This window comes from Streptomyces sp. NPDC048111 (assembly GCF_043202815.1).
In the GTDB taxonomy this organism is placed as follows: Bacteria; Actinomycetota; Actinomycetes; order Streptomycetales; family Streptomycetaceae; genus Streptomyces.
Map to the genome: position 1 here is coordinate 86,328 of NZ_JBIDBD010000015.1, position 17,326 is coordinate 103,653.

Here is a 17,326-nt window from a genome sequence, read left to right on the forward strand (position 1 = left end):
TCGCGCCCCCAGCAGGGTCGGTGCTGGGCAGGACCAGGTCACCTCGGCCCTTCCTGCGCGGTTCCTCGCGCCCCCAGCAGGGTCGGTGCTGGGCAGCATCGGGGACCTCAGCCCGTCCGGCGATTGAGGACGAGCGCCGTTCAGGCGCGATCGGGGTGCGAGGGGCGGAGCCCCTCAGGGGGTCTGGGGCGCAGCCCCAGGGCTCAGCCGGGTCGATGCGCTGTACGGGTGGGCGGGTGGGCAACCCCCCGGGGTAGGGGCGGAGCCCCAGGGCCAGGCACCCTCCGACCCCGCTGCACGGGCGGGCGGGTGGGCAAGCCCCCCGGGGTATGGGGCGGAGCCCCAGAGGACCCCAACCCCCCGCACCGAGAAGGGGGTTGGGGGCGAACCCCAACTGCCTAAGCAGGAGGCGCCCCCGTGGATTCGCGGGGCTGGAGCCGGGGCAGCGGGTCCTGGAGTTGGCGCGGGGCGCCCCCGTCCAGCAGGGCCAGCAGTTCGGACGCCGCCCGCTCCCCGAACGCATCGGCCTGCCGCACCAGCGCCGTGAGCTGGGGATGCAGCGTGTGGCAGATCGCGGAGTCCTCCCAGGACACCACCGACACGTCCCGCGGAATCCGCAGCCCCCGCTCCGCCGCGACACTCACCGCCGCCACCGCCATCACCTCGTTGTCGCAGACGAGGGCCGTCGGCGGAGCGGGCGCCGAGAACAACCGCCGGGCCGCCTTGGCTCCCTGACGGTCCGTGAAGTCGGTGGTGACGGAGACGGCGTGGTCGAGGCCGAGCCGGCGGGCCGCGGCCCGCAGCGAGGCGATCCTGCGCGCCGTGTGGGCGAAGCCCGGCGTCCCCGCGATGTGGCCGATGCGGCGGTGCCCGAGCCCGTACAGGTGCCGCACGATGAGGTCCATCGCCCCCGCGTCGTCGGCCCAGATGTTGGACAGCCGTGCCTGGCGCGGGAGTTGGGGCGCACCGGGGTTGCCCGGCGCCTCCATCCCGCCGATGATCACGGCCGGCAGGCCGAGTACCGCGAGGGTCTCGGGGCGCGGGTCGGACACCCGGGGGTCGACCACGATGACCCCGTCGACCCGCCCCTCCGCCCACCAGCGCCGGTAGAGCTCGCACTCCGCCTGGACGTCGTCGACCATCTGGAACACCAGCGCGTGGTCGCGCGGCGCCAGGCTCGCCTGGATGCCCGAGACGAGCTGGAGGAAGAACGACTCGCCGCCCAGGCTGTCCGCCGGGCGGGCCAGGACCATGCCGACGGCCCCCGCGTTCTCGCCGGACAGCGCCCGCGCCGCGGAGCTCGGCCGCCAGCCGAGCCGGTCGGCGACCCGTATGACCCGGCGCCGGGTCGAATCGGACACGCCAGGACGGTTGTTGAGGGCGAAGGAGACCGCGCTCGTGGAGACGCCGGCCTCTCTGGCCACGTCCTTCATCGTCGGGCGGCGGGGCGGTGGCGCATCGCTTTCGAGCTCGCTCATGGGGTGATGGTAACGCGGTTTAGTCGAACGTCACTAAACCGCCTTAGTTCGCCGCCAACATTCAGGACTTTAGTCCCTTTTAGTTTTGCTGACCTGCGCGTTTAGCCAAAGGGCCCACTTATTCGCTATTGACGGCCAATTCCTGCGCGCTGCATGGTGTGCGGCAACGTCATCGGGACGAGGCGAAGGAGCCAGCCACTCATGTCCATTCATCGCAGTGTCGCGATCCGGACGGCCGTCGGACTCGGCGCGGCCCTCTCGCTCACCGTGCTCACCGCGTGCGGTGGGGGCGGGGGCGGCAAGGGCTCGGCCACCGACGGAAAGATCGAGGGCGAGATCAAGTTCCAGACCTGGAACCTCCGCGCCAATTTCAAGGACTACTTCGAAGGCGTCATCAAGGACTTCGAGAAGGCGAATCCCGGCACCACGGTCAAATGGGTCGACCAGCCCGCCGACAACTACGCCGACAAGCTCAGCGCCGACGCCACCGCCGGCACCCTTCCCGATGTCGTGAACCTCTCGCCGGACCTCGCCTATCCGCTGGCCAAGGCCGGCACCCTGCTCAATCTGGACCAGGACAAGGTCGCCGCCAAGTTCAGGCCCGAGTACCTGGAGGGTGCCTGGCACGGCTTCGACATGCCGGGTCTCGACGGCTCGTACGCCTTCCCCTGGTACCTGAACACCGGCCCGCTCTTCTACAACAAGACCATGTTCAAGGACGCCGGCCTCGACCCCGAGAAGGCGCCCAGGACCTTCGACGACCTCTTCGCCGACGCCGCCCAGTTGGCCAAGAAGGGCAAGGCGACGCTGGCCCAGCCGCCGACCGTCGAGGACTTCGGGCGCTACGGCGTCGACATCATGAGCAAGGACGGGACGAAGTTCACCTTCAACGACGCCAAGGGCGTCGAGTTCCTGACGAAGTATCAGGAGATGTTCAAGGAAGGCGGTCTGCACAAGCAGGCACTGACGCTGACCGCCGAGACGGCCGGGCAGAAGTTCCTCCAGCAGGAGGTCGCCATGAACCCGGGCAGCGCCCACGACCTGGACACCTTCAAGAAGAACGCGCCCTCGCTCTACAGCAGCCTCGGCATCACCGACGTACCGACCAACACCGGCAAGCAGAACATGTACCTCCAGGGCCTGTCGGTCAACTCGCAGAGCAAGAACGCCGCCACCGCCCTCGCCTTCGCGCACTTCGTCACCGACCAGAAGAACCAGGAGGACTTCGGCCACAAGGTCGCCGTCTTCCCCAGCACCAAGGGCTCGCTCGACAAGGAGTACTGGACGAAGGCCGACGGCTCCGAGGAGGGCAGGATCCGGGTCGCCTCGGCCAAGATGCTCCCCACCGCCGTCAACTACACGCCGGTGCTGTTCAGCGACGAGATGAAGACGGTCCTGCGCAACGAGATAGCCAAGTGCCTCCAGGGCAAGCAGTCGCCCAAGGAGGCCCTGGACAGCGCGGCGAACCAGATGACCAAGCTGATCCAGCAGAAGTGACCCGGCGGACCGAGACATGAGCACCCCCACCCCGAACCGGCGGTCCCCGCGATGAGCACCTCCACCCCCGCCGTCACCGCCGAGGGGGCCGCGCCCCGCCCGCGCGCCGCGGCCCCCGGGCGCCGCGCGGGCCGCGCCGCGGGCCGCCCGGCCGGCCGTACGCACCGGGCGACCAGCCCCTGGCTGTTCCTGGCCCCCGGCCTCCTGATCACCCTCGCCTTCAACCTCTACCCCTTCCTCGCCACCGTCTGGAAGTCGTTCACCGACGCCCGCACCCTGACCCCCGGCACCTTCGTCGGCCTCGACAACTTCACGGCGCTGCTCGACGACGAACAGTTCTGGGTCGCCCTGCGCAACAGCGCCCTGTACGTGGTCGTCGTCGTGCCCTGCCTGGTCCTGCTGCCGCTGCTGCTCGCGCTCCTGGTGCAGCGGCACATCCCCGGCATCGCCTTCTTCCGGTCCGCCTACTACACACCGGTCGTGGCCTCCGTGGTCGTCGTCGCCCTGATGTGGGTGTGGATGCTGGACGACCGCGGCTTCATCAACGGCGTCCTGCGGATGGTGGGCGTCGACCCGGTGCCGTTCCTGTCCAACCAGTGGCTGCTGCTGCTCAGTTCGATGGCCCTGACCGTGTGGAAGGGCCTCGGCTACTACATGATCATTTACTTGGCGGCGCTCGCGAACGTACCGAGGGAACTGCACGAGGCCGCCGAGGTCGACGGCGCCGGACCGATCCGCCGCTTCGTCTCCATCACCATGCCCTCCGTACGCTCCACGATGGTCCTGGTCGGCGCGCTCTCCTCGGTCTCCGCCTTCAAGGTCTTCAGCGAGGTCTTCATGATCGCGGGCCCGACCGGCGGGCCCGGCGGCGCCGACACCACCCTCGTCATGCTCATCCAGCGGGCCGGCACCGGCCTCCAGGGCCGCACCGGCTACGCCTCGGCCATGTCGATCGTGCTGTTCCTGCTGACCCTGGTCCTGATGCTCCTGGTGCTGCGGGCCAACCGGAAGGACAAGGACTGATGGCCACCGCCGCGCCGCGCCCCGCCGCTCCCCGCCCCCTCGCCCACCGCCCCGCGACCCCCCGCCGCACCCGCGCCCCGCGCTGGCGCACGGCGCTGCGCTACGCGGCCCTCGTCGCCGTGCTGCTGGTCATGATCGGGCCGTTCCTGTGGCAGCTGTCCACCTCGCTCAAGGGCACCACGGAGGACATCTACACCTCGCCGCCCCGGCTGCTGCCCGAGCACCCCACCGTCGCCAACTACCGGGACGTCGCGGACATCATCCCGGTGTGGGACTTCATCCTGAACTCCCTGAAGGTGGCCGTCAGCAACGTCCTGACCAATGTGATCGGCGCCGCCATGGCCGGCTACGCGCTCTCCCGGCTCCGCTTCAAGGGGCGCGGCGCGGCGGGCCTGGTCTTCGTCCTCGCGCTCCTGGTGCCGATGGAGGCGACCATGCTGGCCCAGTTCGCCACCATGCGCTCGCTCGAACTCAACAACACGCTGGTCGCCGTGGTGCTGCCCGGCTGCATCGGCGCGATGAACGTGCTCCTGATGCGCAACGCCTTCGACAACATCCCGTACGAGATCGAGGAGGCGGCCATCGTCGACGGGGCCAACGTGTGGCAGCGCTTCACCCGTATCGCGCTGCCCGCCGTGAAGGGCACCCTCGCGGTCGTCGCGATCTTCTCCTTCATGGGCGCCTGGGACGACTTCCTGTGGCCGCTGATCGTGCTGTCCGACTCCGACCACTTCACGCTCACCGTCGGCCTCAACTTCCTGCACGGCACGTTCTCCAACAACCAGCGCGTCGTCGCCGCGGGCACCATCATCGCGGTCGCCCCGCTGATCGTGATGTTCGCCTGCCTCCAGCGCTTCTTCTTCCGCGGGGTCGGCGAGGGCGCCGTCAAGGGCTGACCCCGCCCCCGCACGTGCACCTCCAACTCCCCAGGCCCAGAACTACCTTGGAGTCCACCCCATGGCCGCCCCGCGCTTCGGCGTCAACTACACGCCCAGCCAAGGCTGGTTCCACCACTGGCTCGACTACGACCCGGACGCGATACGCGCCGACCTCGACGCGATAGCCGCGCTCGGCCTCGACCACATCCGGGTCTTCCCGCTCTGGCCCTACTTCCAGCCCAACCGCACCCTGATCAGGCCCCGCGCCGTCGAACACCTCCTCGACCTCGTGGACGCGGCAGGCGAGCGCGGCCTCGACGTCAACGTCGACGGACTCCAGGGGCACCTGTCGAGCTTCGACTTCCTGCCCGCCTGGACCAGGACCTGGCACCGCCGCAACCTCTTCACCGACCCCGCGGTCACCGACGGTCAGGCCGTCTATCTGCGCACCCTGGCCACCGCCCTGGCCGACCGTCCCAACTTCATCGGCATGACGCTCGGCAACGAGATCAACCAGTTCTCCGCCGGACCCCATCCCGACCCCGACCGGGCGAGCGAGGCCGAGATCGACGGCTGGCTCGGGCGCATGCTGGCGGCCTGCGAGGAGGGCGCGCCCGGCCGGCTGCACCTGCACGCCGAGTACGACGCGTGCTGGTACCAGGACGACATGCCCTTCACTCCGGCCCAGGCCGCGCGGCACGGCGCGGTCACCGCCGTGCACTCCTGGGTGTTCAACGGCACCGCCCAGCGCCACGGCCGCGCCTCGGTGCCGAGCGAGCACCACGCCGCCTATCTGATCGAGCTGTCCAAGGCGTGGGCCGACGACCCGCGCCGCCCGGTCTGGCTCCAGGAGGTCGGCGCCCCGGCCCCCCTGGTGCCGCCCGCCCATGCCGCCGCCTTCACCGCGGCCACCGTGGAGAACGCCCTGGACTGCCCCGATCTGTGGGGCATCACCTGGTGGTGCTCCCACGACGTCTCGCGCGACCTCGCCGACTTCCCCGAACTCGAATACGGGCTCGGCCTGTTGACCAACGACCAGCGCCCCAAGGACACCGCCGCGGTGCTCGCCCGGACCGCCGCCGCCCTGCGTGACGGCGCCCGCCCGTACGCCCCCGACCCGCGCACCACCGCGCTCGTCGTCCCCGCCGACCCGGCCGCCCGCTCCGTCTGCGGACCCGGCGGTCCCGTCTTCGAGGCGTTCTTCCGGCTCACCGCCGACGGCGCCCGCCCCACCACGGTCCTCACGACCCGCGCCGACGACCGGGAACACCTCGCGGCCCGGGGCATCACCGAGGTCGTCACCCCCGCCCAGGTCCGGTAACGCTCCCCGCCCAGGAGGCATCCCGTGCACCATCCCACCCGACGCGCCGTGGTCCTCGCCGGCGCCGCGGCGGCCCTCAGCCCCGCGCTGCCCGCCCTGGCCTCAACGCCGGTACCCAGCAGGGCGGTTCAGCCCTACGCCTCGTACTGGTACCCCGATTCGCTGCCCGCCGGGAGCCCCGGTGAAGGCATCACCTGGCGCAGCCTGATGTCCTGGCGCGCGGACCGCGACGCCGACCTGGCCTTCAACGCGGCGTCCGTGCCGCTCGCCCCGCGCTTCACCCCCGTCGCGGCGAACGCGACCGCCCGCGCCGGGCAGGCCCGCGTCCAGTCCCTGGTCTCCTTCGGCCCCACCGCCGGCAACCCCTCCCAGGGGGCACCCACCGCCGACCACTACGCGCTCACGCACTGGGCGTACATCGACGAGCTGGTCTTCTGGGGCGGCTCGTCCGGCGAGGGCCTGATCCTCGCGCCGAACGCGCCCGTCGTGGACGCGGCCCACCGGCACGGCGTCCGCGTCCTGGGCAACGTCTTCCTGCCGCCCGCCGCGTACGGGGGACAGCTCCAGTGGACGCGCGACCTCGTCCAGAAGGACGCGGCGGGCCGCTACCCGCTGGCCGCCCGGCTCGTGGCGGTCGCCGCCGCGTACGGCTTCGACGGCTGGTTCGTCAACGCCGAGACCGACGGCGGCGACCCCGCGCTCGCCGCTGACATGCTGGGCTTCGTGAAGGAGCTCAAGCGACTCGGCGCCGCCAGGGGGCAGCGCGTCACCTGGTACGACGCGATGACCAGCAACGGTTCGGTGAGCTGGCAGGGCGCCCTCAACGACCGCAACCAGACGTACTTCGAAGCCGCCGACAGCATGTTCCTCGACTTCCGCTGGTCGCCCCGGACGCTCGCCGCCTCCGCCGAGCGGACGCGTCAACTCGGCCGCAGCGGCCGCGAGTTGTGGGCCGGCATCGACGTCGAGTCCCGCGGCTGGGAGACGCCGGTGGACTGGGACGCCATCGTGCCGAACGCGGGGCGCCACATCACGTCGTACGGGTTCTACCGCCCCGAATGGACCCGGTCCCACCTGCCCGCCGGCCGCACCCCGGGCGACTTCCACGCCGCCGACGACCGCTTCTGGACGGGGTCCTCCCTGGACCCCTCGCGTCCGGACACGGCGGCGGCGTGGCGCGCCCCGGCCGTCGCCGTCGCCGACCGCTCGACGGTGTGCGGGCTGCCCTTCGCCACCACCTTCAACACCGGCCACGGACTGCGCTGGTACGAGGCGGGCCGGGTCACCTCACCCGCCGAGTGGAACCACCTCGGCCTCCAGGACCGCCTGCCGTCGCGCCGCTGGGTCACCCGCACGTCCGGCCAACACCCCACCGTCGCCTTCGACTTCGCCGACGCCTGGCGCGGCGGCAGCAGCGTCCTGGTCTCCGGTGCGCCCGGCGCCCCGGTCACCCTCGACCTGTATGCCACCCGCCTCCCGCTGTCGCGACGCACCGTCGTCGAGCTCACCCACCGGGCCGACGCGGACGTGACGGTCGAACTGGCCGTCGCCACCGCCGAACCCGCCCGCCCCGGCGACCCCCAGCCCTACCGCTGCGTGCCCGCCGGCACGCTGACCGCGGGCAGCACCTGGACCACCACGCGCATCCCGCTCCCCGGCGCGTCCGGCACCGCCCGCGCGATCGGGCTGCGCCTGACGGCCCCCGGCGCCCTGGCCTATCGGATCGGCGCCCTCGCCGTGCACGATGCGGTACAAGTACCGTCCAAGCCAAGGGAGTTGCGCGTGTCGGTCGGGCCGGACGGCATGCGTTTCAGTTGGCGCGGCGCCCCCGGCCCCGTACGCCACTACGAGCTGCACCGGATCCTGCCGGACGGCACCCGCCGCTTCCTCGGCGGCGCCTGCCAGAGCGCGTACTACGTGCCCGGTGCGGTACCCGAGCAGGGCGAGAGGGCGGCCCGGTTCGAGGTGCGGGCAGTGGGTGAGCTGTACACCGCGTCGGCCCCGGCGTCCGCCGTCCATCCCTGGTAGATCCACCCCTTCCGAAACGGAGCACCCCTCATGCATGACGACCGCGGCCTGGTCGAAGCCCGCCTCAAGCGCGTTCTGGACGAGCGCGTCCGCCCCGCCGTGTACCCGGAGTCGGTGCCGCTCGACGTCGCCGTCTGGAACGCGCCGGGGGAGCCCGTCGCCGTGGCGGAGGGCCTGGCGGCCCCGGTGACACCGGTCGCGGTCGGCGACATGTGGGGCCCGCCGTGGGGCACCAGCTGGTTCCGGGTGACCGGGACGGTGCCCGAGGCGTGGGCGGGCCGGACGGTGGAGGCGCTCCTCGACCTCGGCTTCGACGAGAACATGCCGGGCTTCCAGTGCGAGGGCCTGGTCTACCGCCCCGACGGCACCCCGGTGAAGGGCCTCAACCCGCGCAACCAGTGGGTGCGCATCGGGGCCCCGGTCGACGGCGGCGAAGAGGTGCGCCTGCACATCGAGGCCGCCTCCAATCCGGTCCTGCTCGACTACCACCCCTTCGTGCCGACGAGCCTCGGCGACATCGAGACCTCGCACCGCGACCCGCTGTACCGGCTGACCCGCATGGACCTCGCGGTGTTCGACGAGACGGTGTGGCGCCTGGTCATCGACCTGGAGGTGCTCGGCGAGCTGATGGCGGAGCTGCCCGTCGACTCGGGCCGCCGCTACGACGTCCTGCGCGCCGTGGACCGGGCGCTCGACGCGCTCGACCTCCAGGACGTGAACGGCACCGCGGCGGCGGCCCGTGGGGAGCTGACCGGGGTCCTGTCCTCACCCGCCGAACCGTCGGCGCACCGCATCAGCGCGGTGGGTCACGCCCACATCGACTCGGCGTGGCTGTGGCCGCTGCGCGAGACGGTGCGCAAGGTGGCGCGGACGACGTCCAACATGACCGCGCTCCTGGACGAGGAGCCGGAGTTCGTCTTCGCCATGTCCCAGGCCCAGCAGTGGGCGTGGATCAAGGAGCACCGGCCCGAGGTGTGGGCGAAGGTGGTCAAGGCGGTCTCCGACGGGCGCTTCGTGCCGGCCGGCGGCATGTGGGTCGAGGCCGACACCAACATGCCGGGATCCGAGGCGATGGCCCGTCAGTTCGTGCACGGCAAGCGGTTCTTCCTCGACGAGTTCGGCGTCGAGAACGACGAGGCGTGGCTGCCCGACACCTTCGGCTTCGCCGCGGGCCTGCCGCAGATCATCAAGGCGGCCGGCGCCAAGTGGCTGCTCACCCAGAAGATCTCGTGGTCGCAGACCAACAAGTTCCCGCACCACACCTTCCAGTGGGAGGGCATCGACGGCACCCGGATCTTCACCCACTTCCCGCCGGTCGACACCTACAACTGCGCCATGAAGGGCAGTGAAATCGCCCACGCGGCAAGGAACTTCAAGGACAAGGGCGTCGCCCGGCACTCGCTCGCGCCGACCGGCTGGGGCGACGGCGGGGGTGGCACCACCCGCGAGATGATCGCCAAGGCGGCGCGCCTGCGCGATCTGGAAGGCAGCGCCCAGGTCGTCTGGGAGACCCCGGCCGACTTCTTCGCCAAGGCGGAGGCCGAGTACGCGAACCCCCCGGTGTGGGTGGGCGAGCTGTACCTGGAGCTGCACCGGGCCACGCTGACCAGTCAGGCCAAGACCAAGCAGGGCAACCGGCGCAGTGAGCACCTGCTGCGCGAGGCAGAGCTGTGGTCCGCGACGGCGGCGGTGCGCGACCCCGAATTCGCCTACCCCTACGCCGACTTGGACCGCATCTGGAAGACGGTCCTGCTCCACCAGTTCCACGACATCCTGCCGGGCTCGTCGATCGCATGGGTGCACCGGGAGGCGGAGAAGACGTACGCGGCGGTGGCCGCCGAGCTGACCGCCCTCATCGAGCGGGCCCAGCGCGCACTGGTGGGCGAGGGCGCCCAGGCCCTGGTGTTCAACGCGGCCCCGCACCCGCGGGACGGCGTGGCGGCGGGCGGCGCGGCGGTCGCGGCGGCGGTCGCGGCGGCCGGGCCGTCGCCCCGCCCGGACGGCGGGTTCGTCCTCGCCAACGAACGCCTGCGGGTGGAGATCGACGCCCGCGGCCTGGTGGTCTCGGCGTACGACCGGCTCGCGGGGCGCGAGACGATCGCCCCGGACCGCCCGGCCAACCTCCTCCAGCTCCACCCCGACTTCCCCAACATGTGGGACGCCTGGGACGTGGACGCGTTCTACCGCAACACGGTGACCGACCTGACGGAGGCCGACGAGGTGACGGCCGGCGACGGCGCCTCGGTCCGGGTGGTGCGCTCGTTCGGCTCCTCGAAGGTCACCCAGACCCTCGCCCTGGCCCCCGGTTCCTCTCGGCTCGACGTCTTCACGGAGGTGGACTGGCACGAGACGGAGAAGTTCCTGAAGCTGGCCTTCCCGTTGGACGTGCACGCCGAGCGGTACGCCTCGGAGACCCAGTTCGGCCACTTCTACCGGGCCACGCACACCAACACGAGCTGGGAGGCGGCCAAGTTCGAGGCCTGCAACCACCGCTTCGTGCACCTGGAGGAGCCGGGCTGGGGCGTGGCCCTGGTCACCGACTCGACGTACGGCCACGACGTGACCCGCACGGTGCGTACCGAGGACGCGGGCACGACCACGACCCTGCGGGTGTCCCTGCTGCGGGCTCCCCGCTTCCCCGACCCGGAGACCGACCAGGGTCTGCACCGCTTCCACCACGCGCTGGTCCCGGGCGCGACGATCGGGGACGCGGTGCGCGAGGGGTATGCGGTGAACCTTCCCGGGCGCCGGGTGCTCGGTGCCGGGCCGGTCGCCCCGCTGTTCACCGTCGACAGCGACGCGGTCGTGATCACGGCGGTGAAGCTGGCGGACGACGGGAGCGGTGACGTGGTGGTCCGCTTCCACGAGGCCCACGGCGGCCGGGCCCGCGCGACCCTGACCCCGGACTTCGCCGCGGCATCCGTCACCACGACAGACCTCCTGGAACGCCCCCTGACAGCCCCCGAACCGACCCCCGGCCCGGTGCCGGTGACCCTGCGCCCCTTCGAACTGCGAACGCTGCGGTTCGGGCGGGGGTAGCCCCTGCCGACCTGCGGGACAGGCCGAGGGCCCGTGCCCGGACGAGTCGTCCGGGCACGGGCCCTCGGCTTGTGTCGGCGGATCAGTTGTAGGGCTTCAGGATGGTGTTCGCGGCGAAGCTCCAGTTCGCCGGTGTGGTGAACGCGTAGCCGCTCGCGGCGCCGTTGAGGGTGGCATCCGGTCTGGTCGTCCAAGTGAGCATCTTGGAGGTGCCGTCGCTGTACCCGTACATGGCGCCGAGGCCGTCGAAACCGCACGGACCACTTGTCGTCTTCGTACGTGGATTACAAGCAGCGGGTGTCAGCGGGCTTGTTCCAAGCACCCGGACTGCAAGAGCTGGAACGGGAGTCACGTCTCCTACAGCAATGCGAGCGTAGATCGCGAAGCGGCTGAGAGAAGGAAGAAGCAGGAAACCGAGAATGCCAAGAAAGGCGTTTGGAGCAGTATCGAGAGCGGCCTCGGCCACAGTGTTTCGAGCCTTGTGCGTGGGGATTTTCAAGACTCCTGGGACGCCCTGAAGGACACAGTGGTCGAGAACCGGCACTGGCTGATCGACAAGGGTTTCGGATTCTTGGCAGCGGCAGGAACGTTCGCTTGCATGGCATCGGCTGTATGTGGTGTCGCGATCCTCATCACGAGCGCCGGGGTGCTGCTCGCCTCTGGTATCGCGGCTCACAGAGCCGCTGCGTCAGACGATGAACGGGACACCGATAGGGGCAATCCGTGCGAAGTACGGCCAAGGCGGGTTCTTCGCTTGCCGGTGTTTCACGACCGGGGCTGCCCGGTGCGGCGGTCGAGCAGGTGGGGCGCACGCTGAAGGACTGGCTCTTCTAACGGCTGCCCCCTCCCTCGTTGCCTATGATGCGCGGGAGGGGAGCAGGTCGTTGAGCCAATCAGCATGTGCTCTGGAGTCCGAGGAGTCGAATTCTGTGGCTGCGAAAAAATATTTAGGCGTGATGAAGAACTGGGAAAGACCACCGGTTCCGCTCGAGGACGAGCAGTGGGTATCGCAATTCGAGGCAGCCAAAATTCTCGGAATCTCCGTGGTGCGCGTCGGATGGCGTGTGGCCTGCGGGCATCTTCAGCCGGCGGACAATGAGCGAGGGGGTGCGGGGGTTTCGCTGGCAAGCGTCCACGCGGAGAAGGAGTGGCGTGCGACAGCACGCAAGAGGTCGAAGGCGGCCCGAATGCTGAAGGACTTTCTTCGGGGCTTCTGACAGCGCCGGAAACCCATGCTGTCGCGCAGGGCTCCGGCACGGGGTGACTGGCCGCCGTGCCGGAGGTGGCGGCCCGGTGGTGGGCAGTGCTCACCACCGGGGCGCTGCCCTGCGGGGGAACGAGCGCTCTTATGCTCCGTGGCAGGTCTCGGGGATGGGGGTGGGGAAGATGGTCCGCGTCGTGGACGGTCCGACCTCGGAGGAGAAGCAGAGCTGGATCGCGGTCTGTGCCGTCCGGTACTGCGTGACGTTCGCGATCGGATGGATCGTGACGGCGGCCATTGCCCCGCCCGGGCAGGACCCGCACCGACCGGATGCCTTCGTGGCGATGTCGAGGTGGGCGTCGTTCAAGGACTACCTGTCCGCGGGCCCCGGAATCTTCTTGTTGATCGCGGTGCCGTCCCTGATCATCCTCTTGATCATCGGGCATCGGGGTCAGCGGATGCAGCCGGAGGAGATACGGGTGATGACGGGTTTCCTGTTGTTGCTCCCCACCCTCTTCCTTGCCCTCGGCGGTGGAGTCCTGCTGCTGGTCACCGCGGTGTTCCAGGGCGGGTTCGGCGCGGTCATGCCGGGGCCGCTGGCCCCGAGAGAGGACTGACGGGCTCGCCTCGACCCTCCCGGCGTGCCCCGGCACGGGCCGGCGGTGGGAGAGCGCCCCACCAGGGCCGTGTCCGCCGGCTACGCCGGGTGGTCGGGCTCGGCGAGCAGGTCGTCGATGAGCTGGAGCCGCGTCTCGGGAAAGCGCTCGGCGATGGCGTCGCTCATCAGGGCGGCGCCCTCGGGATCGGGCATCGCACACTGCTCACGGCTCTCGGCATCGGGCCACCGCGCGTACGCCACCCACGTGCCGTCGTCCGCCCGGTGCAGCCGGGACCCGTAACTTCCGCACCGCTCGTGAATGGCCTCGGTCACCCGATGCCATCCGTCGCGGAACTGCTGCTCCTTGCCGGGCTTGAGACTCCACCGGTAGATCACTGCGAACATGCCTGCTCCCCCTCGTTCGTGGGCCGTCCCGAAGCATCGTGCGCGTCGGATACGGCCCGATGAACAGTAGGGACAGGAGGGGTGGTGTGGTGTGACGAGGGTGATGTGTTCAAAGTGTGTGGTCGGCTTCTATGCTCTGAGGTCGTTCAGGTAGGTCGATGCTTCCTCCTGACCGGCAGGGGCCCCGGGCTCCCGTCGTTTCTGAGGTGGGGGTTGCAGCGTGCTCGATCACGACGTTCCGGCGATATCCGGGCCCCGGCAGCGCGCCGGGCATCGGCGCCCGGCCCTGACCGGGGCCGTACCACCCCCGCGCGGGCGGGTCTTCGCGCTGGACGGGCTGCGGCTGCTGGCCGCTCTGTCGGTGGTGGCGTACCACTACACGGCGCGGGTGGGCAGCTGGCCGAAGAAGCCCGAGACGGTCTTCCCGGCGCTGTTCCCGGTGACCGCCTACGGATGGCTCGGGGTGCACCTGTTCTTCCTGATCAGCGGGTTCGTGATCTGCATGAGCTGCTGGGGCAAGCCGCTGCGGGACTTCTTCGTCTCGCGGGTGGTGCGTCTGTACCCGGCGTACTGGTTCGGAGTGCTCGCCACTACGGTGACCCTCGCGGTGTTCCCGAAGGGGAACCGGCACCTGCCGTGGACCGACGTCCTCACCAACCTCACCATGCTGCAAGAACCCCTCGGCGTGCCCTCGGTCGACGGCGCGTACTGGTCACTCTTCGCCGAACTGCGCTTCTACGTACTGTTCGCGGCCCTCGCCTGCTGGGGACTGACCTACCGCAGGGTGCTGGTCTTCTGCTGTGTGTGGGCGACGGCAAGCATGCTGTGTGCGAAGGCGGAGCCCGGGCCGCTACGGCTCCTGGTGATGCCCGAGTACAGCTGGTACTTCATCGCCGGCATCGCGTTCTACCTGATGTACCACTTCCGCCCGAACCTGATGCTCACCGGCATCGTGCTGCTCTGCTTCGCGGCAGGTCTGCCCGCCACCCTGAAGATGTGGCGCAGCACCGGTGTCTACGTCGGCCGCCTGGTTCCGGCCTGGCCGGTCGTCCTTATCCTCGCGCTGTCCTTCGCCCTGCTCGCCCTCGTCGCCACCGGCAAACTCTCCTGGATCCGCTGGAGCTGGCTCACGTATGCGGGCGCCATCACCTACCCCCTGTACTTGACGCACCAGATGATCGGCTGGGAGCTCTTCCACACCTTCTCGGGCCGTATCGCGACCTATCCCCTCCTCGCCCTGGTCACAACGGGCTTGGTGCTCATGGCCTGGCTCATCCACCGCTGCGTGGAGCGGCCCCTGGGTCGAAGGCTCAAGCGGGGGCTCATACCGGCCTGAGGCTTCCTGCCGCGGTCGGTGAACGCGAACTCACCCCGAGCGCGACGATCGGGGACGCGGTGCGCAAAGGGTACCGGGGCACTGTCCTGCGGGGGGAACGAGCGGGCACGGCCTGCTTCGGAACCGTCAGAACCACCCGCCGGATCTGCGGCTCGCGGGTGGTTCTGGGCCCGGAATGGGTGGTGGTGAACCCCGTCTTCAGCGGGCGGCGTACGCATCGCACGTGACGCCGCCCGTCATCGCGTACCGGGCCGACTCGACCCGTCACACCCCCCGCAGCCAAACAGTCCCCAGCGGCGGCAGTGTCACCGTCAGGGAGGTCGGGTGGCCGTGGGAGGGGGACGGCTCCGGTTTCAGGGGGGTCGGGTTGGTTACGCCGCCTCCGCCGTAGCGGGTCTCGTCCGTGTTCAGGATCTCCTGCCACGCCGGTACCGACTCCGGTACGCCCAGGCGGTAGTCCGCCCGGACGACGGGGGAGAAGTTGGAGACCGACAGGAGCGGGGTGCCCTTCGCGTCGTGGCGCAGGAACGCGAAGACGTTGTCCTCGGCCGCGTCGCCCGCGATCCAGGAGAAGCCCGCGGGGTCGGTGTCGCGCTCCCACAGGGCGGGCTCGGAGGCGTACACCGTGTTCAGGTCGCGGACCAGGTCGCGTACGCCCCGGTGGTCCGACTCCGCGCTGTAGGACGGGTCGAGCAGCCACCAGTCCGGGCCGTGGCCCTCCGACCACTCCGCGCCCTGCGCGAACTCCTGCCCCATGAACAGGAGTTGCTTGCCGGGGTGGGCCCACATGAAGCCCAGGTAGGCGCGGTGGGTGGCGCGCTGCTGCCACCAGTCGCCGGGCATCTTGGAGACGAGCGCGCGCTTGCCGTGGACCACCTCGTCGTGCGAGATGGGCAGGACGTAGTTCTCGCTGTACGCGTACACCATCGAGAACGTCATCTCGCTGTGGTGGTACTTGCGGTGCACCGGCTCGTGCTGCACGTAGCCCAGCGAGTCGTGCATCCACCCCATGTTCCACTTCAGGCCGAAGCCGAGGCCGCCCTGGTCGGTGGGCCGGGTCACGCCGTCCCAGGCGGTGGACTCCTCGGCGATGGTCACGACGCCGGGGCAGCGCCGGTACACCGTCGCGTTCATCTCCTGGAGGAAGGCCACCGCGTCCAGGTTCTCGCGGCCGCCGTGCTCGTTCGGGGTCCACTCGCCGTGCTCGCGCGAGTAGTCGAGGTAGAGCATGGAGGCCACCGCGTCCACCCGCAGGCCGTCGACGTGGAACTCCTCGCACCAGTACGTCGCGTTGGCGACCAGGAAGTTGCGGACCTCCTTGCGGCCGTAGTCGAATTCGAGGGTGCCCCAGTCGGGGTGCTCGGCGCGCAGCGGGTCCTCGTGCTCGTACAGGGTGCGCCCGTCGAACCGCGCGAGCGCCCAGTCGTCCTTGGGGAAGTGCGCCGGCACCCAGTCCACGATCACGCCGATGCCCGCCGCGTGCAGTGCGTCGACGAGGAAGCGGAAGTCGTCCGGGGTGCCCATGCGGGAGGTCGGCGCGTAGAAGCCCGTCACCTGGTAGCCCCACGACCCGCCGTACGGATGCTCGGCGACCGGCAGGAACTCGACGTGGGTGAACCCCAAGTCCTTGACGTAGGCGGGCAGTTGATCGGCCAGCTGGCGGTAGGTGAGGCGGGGGCGCCAGGAAGCCAGGTGGAGCTCGTAGACCGAGAAGGGCGCCTCGTGCACCGGGCGGGCGGAGCGCCGCGCCATCCACTCCTCGTCCCGCCACACGTGGTGCGACTCGGTGACGATCGAGGCGTTCGCCGGCGGCACCTCGGCGCGCCGCGCCATCGGGTCGGCCCGCAGGGTGTGGCTGCCGTCCGGGCGCATGATGTCGAACTTGTAGAGCGCGCCGTCACCGATGCCGGGCAGGAACAGCTCCCACACCCCGGTGGAGCCGAGCGAGCGCATGGGGTGCGCGGTGCCGTCCCAGTAGCTGAAGTCCCCGGTGACGCGCACCCCTTGGGCGTTCGGCGCCCATACCGTGAAGCGGGTGCCGGTGACGCCCTGGTGGGCCATCGGGCGGGCCCCGAGCGCCGTCCACAGCTCCTCGTGCCGGCCCTCGCCGATCAGGTGCAGGTCGAGGTCGCCGAGCGAGGGCAGGAAGCGGTACGGGTCCTGGACCTCGATCTCGCTGTCCTCGTAGGTGACCAGCAGGGTGTAGTCGGGGATCTCGCTCAGCGGGAGCACCCCCGAGAAGAGCCCGTCGCCGTCGTCGTGGAGCACTGCCCGCAGCCCCTTGCCGAGCACGGTGACGGCCTGCGCGTACGGGCGCAGCGCCCGGAACGCCACCCCGCCGCGCACCGGATGCGCGCCGAGCAGGGAGTGCGGGTCGTGATGGCCGCCCGCGAGCAGGCGCCCGCGGTCCGTCGCGTCGAGGGCGGGCGCGGGCCGTACGCCGCGGCTCGCGGCGCGGCGCGGCGCGGGCGGCGCCTTGACGGCCTTCGCCCCGGCCACGGGTTCGGTGGTGCGCTGGGCGG

Annotated in this window: 13 protein-coding genes; 9 read left to right on the forward strand and 4 right to left on the reverse strand. The window is 70.6% G+C overall.

What is annotated here, in order from left to right:
* Window positions 1-398 precede the first annotated feature (398 nt).
* Window positions 399-1,478 (reverse strand): LacI family DNA-binding transcriptional regulator, encoded by a 1,080-nt coding sequence (locus tag ACGF3I_RS23085; RefSeq protein WP_393134879.1) that lies wholly within the window; start codon window positions 1,476-1,478, stop codon window positions 399-401.
* A gap of 201 nt (window positions 1,479-1,679) precedes the next feature.
* Between ACGF3I_RS23085 and ACGF3I_RS23090 the strand changes: the two genes are divergently transcribed.
* The 6 genes from ACGF3I_RS23090 to ACGF3I_RS23115 all read left to right on the forward strand — a co-directional run bounded on the left by ACGF3I_RS23090 (window position 1,680) and on the right by ACGF3I_RS23115 (window position 11,264).
* Window positions 1,680-2,975 (forward strand): ABC transporter substrate-binding protein, encoded by a 1,296-nt coding sequence (locus tag ACGF3I_RS23090; protein ID WP_393134881.1) that lies wholly within the window; start codon window positions 1,680-1,682, stop codon window positions 2,973-2,975.
* Between the two features lie 51 nt (window positions 2,976-3,026).
* Window positions 3,027-3,998: a carbohydrate ABC transporter permease gene (locus tag ACGF3I_RS23095; RefSeq protein WP_393134883.1), complete on the forward strand. Its 972-nt coding sequence runs from the start codon at window positions 3,027-3,029 to the stop codon at window positions 3,996-3,998.
* On the forward strand, window positions 3,998-4,894 hold the full coding sequence (locus ACGF3I_RS23100; RefSeq protein WP_393134885.1) for a carbohydrate ABC transporter permease: 897 nt from the start codon (window positions 3,998-4,000) through the stop codon (window positions 4,892-4,894). The genes ACGF3I_RS23095 and ACGF3I_RS23100 overlap by 1 nt, the downstream gene beginning before the upstream one ends.
* Before the next feature lie 61 nt (window positions 4,895-4,955).
* Complete coding sequence (locus tag ACGF3I_RS23105; RefSeq protein ID WP_393134887.1) at window positions 4,956-6,197, forward strand: glycosyl hydrolase; 1,242 nt, start codon at window positions 4,956-4,958, stop codon at window positions 6,195-6,197.
* A 24-nt stretch (window positions 6,198-6,221) separates the two neighbouring features.
* Window positions 6,222-8,225, forward strand: a complete 2,004-nt coding sequence (locus ACGF3I_RS23110; protein ID WP_393134889.1) for an endo-beta-N-acetylglucosaminidase — start codon at window positions 6,222-6,224, stop codon at window positions 8,223-8,225.
* A 30-nt stretch (window positions 8,226-8,255) separates the two neighbouring features.
* Window positions 8,256-11,264, forward strand: coding sequence for an alpha-mannosidase (locus tag ACGF3I_RS23115; protein WP_393134890.1), 3,009 nt, complete (start codon window positions 8,256-8,258; stop codon window positions 11,262-11,264).
* Window positions 11,265-11,346: 82 nt separating this feature from the next.
* On the opposite strand, the gene ACGF3I_RS23120 is transcribed toward ACGF3I_RS23115, so the two are convergent.
* Complete coding sequence (locus ACGF3I_RS23120) at window positions 11,347-11,496, reverse strand: hypothetical protein (protein ID WP_393134892.1); 150 nt, start codon at window positions 11,494-11,496, stop codon at window positions 11,347-11,349.
* Between the two features lie 721 nt (window positions 11,497-12,217).
* Here ACGF3I_RS23120 and ACGF3I_RS23125 point away from each other — a divergent pair.
* Entirely contained in the window at window positions 12,218-12,481 is a 264-nt protein-coding gene (locus tag ACGF3I_RS23125; RefSeq protein ID WP_393134894.1) for a DNA-binding protein, read from the forward strand.
* A gap of 181 nt (window positions 12,482-12,662) precedes the next feature.
* A complete protein-coding gene (locus ACGF3I_RS23130) occupies window positions 12,663-13,082 on the forward strand; it encodes a hypothetical protein (protein WP_393134896.1) in 420 nt (139 codons plus the stop codon).
* An 80-nt stretch (window positions 13,083-13,162) separates the two neighbouring features.
* Here ACGF3I_RS23130 and ACGF3I_RS23135 read toward each other — a convergent pair whose 3' ends face one another.
* The gene (locus ACGF3I_RS23135; protein WP_393134898.1) at window positions 13,163-13,468 is read right to left on the reverse strand and encodes an antibiotic biosynthesis monooxygenase family protein; all 306 of its coding nucleotides are present in this window, start codon (window positions 13,466-13,468) and stop codon (window positions 13,163-13,165) included.
* Window positions 13,469-13,688: 220 nt separating this feature from the next.
* On the opposite strand from ACGF3I_RS23135, the gene ACGF3I_RS23140 reads away from it, so the two are divergent.
* A complete protein-coding gene (locus ACGF3I_RS23140; RefSeq protein WP_393134900.1) occupies window positions 13,689-14,804 on the forward strand; it encodes an acyltransferase family protein in 1,116 nt (371 codons plus the stop codon).
* 264 nt (window positions 14,805-15,068) lie between these two features.
* On the opposite strand, the gene glgB is transcribed toward ACGF3I_RS23140, so the two are convergent.
* Window positions 15,069-17,303 carry a 1,4-alpha-glucan branching enzyme gene (gene glgB / locus ACGF3I_RS23145; protein ID WP_393134985.1) on the reverse strand — a complete coding sequence of 745 codons (2,235 nt, stop codon included), beginning with the start codon at window positions 17,301-17,303 and terminating at the stop codon, window positions 15,069-15,071.
* Between the last annotated feature and the right edge of the window lie 23 nt (window positions 17,304-17,326).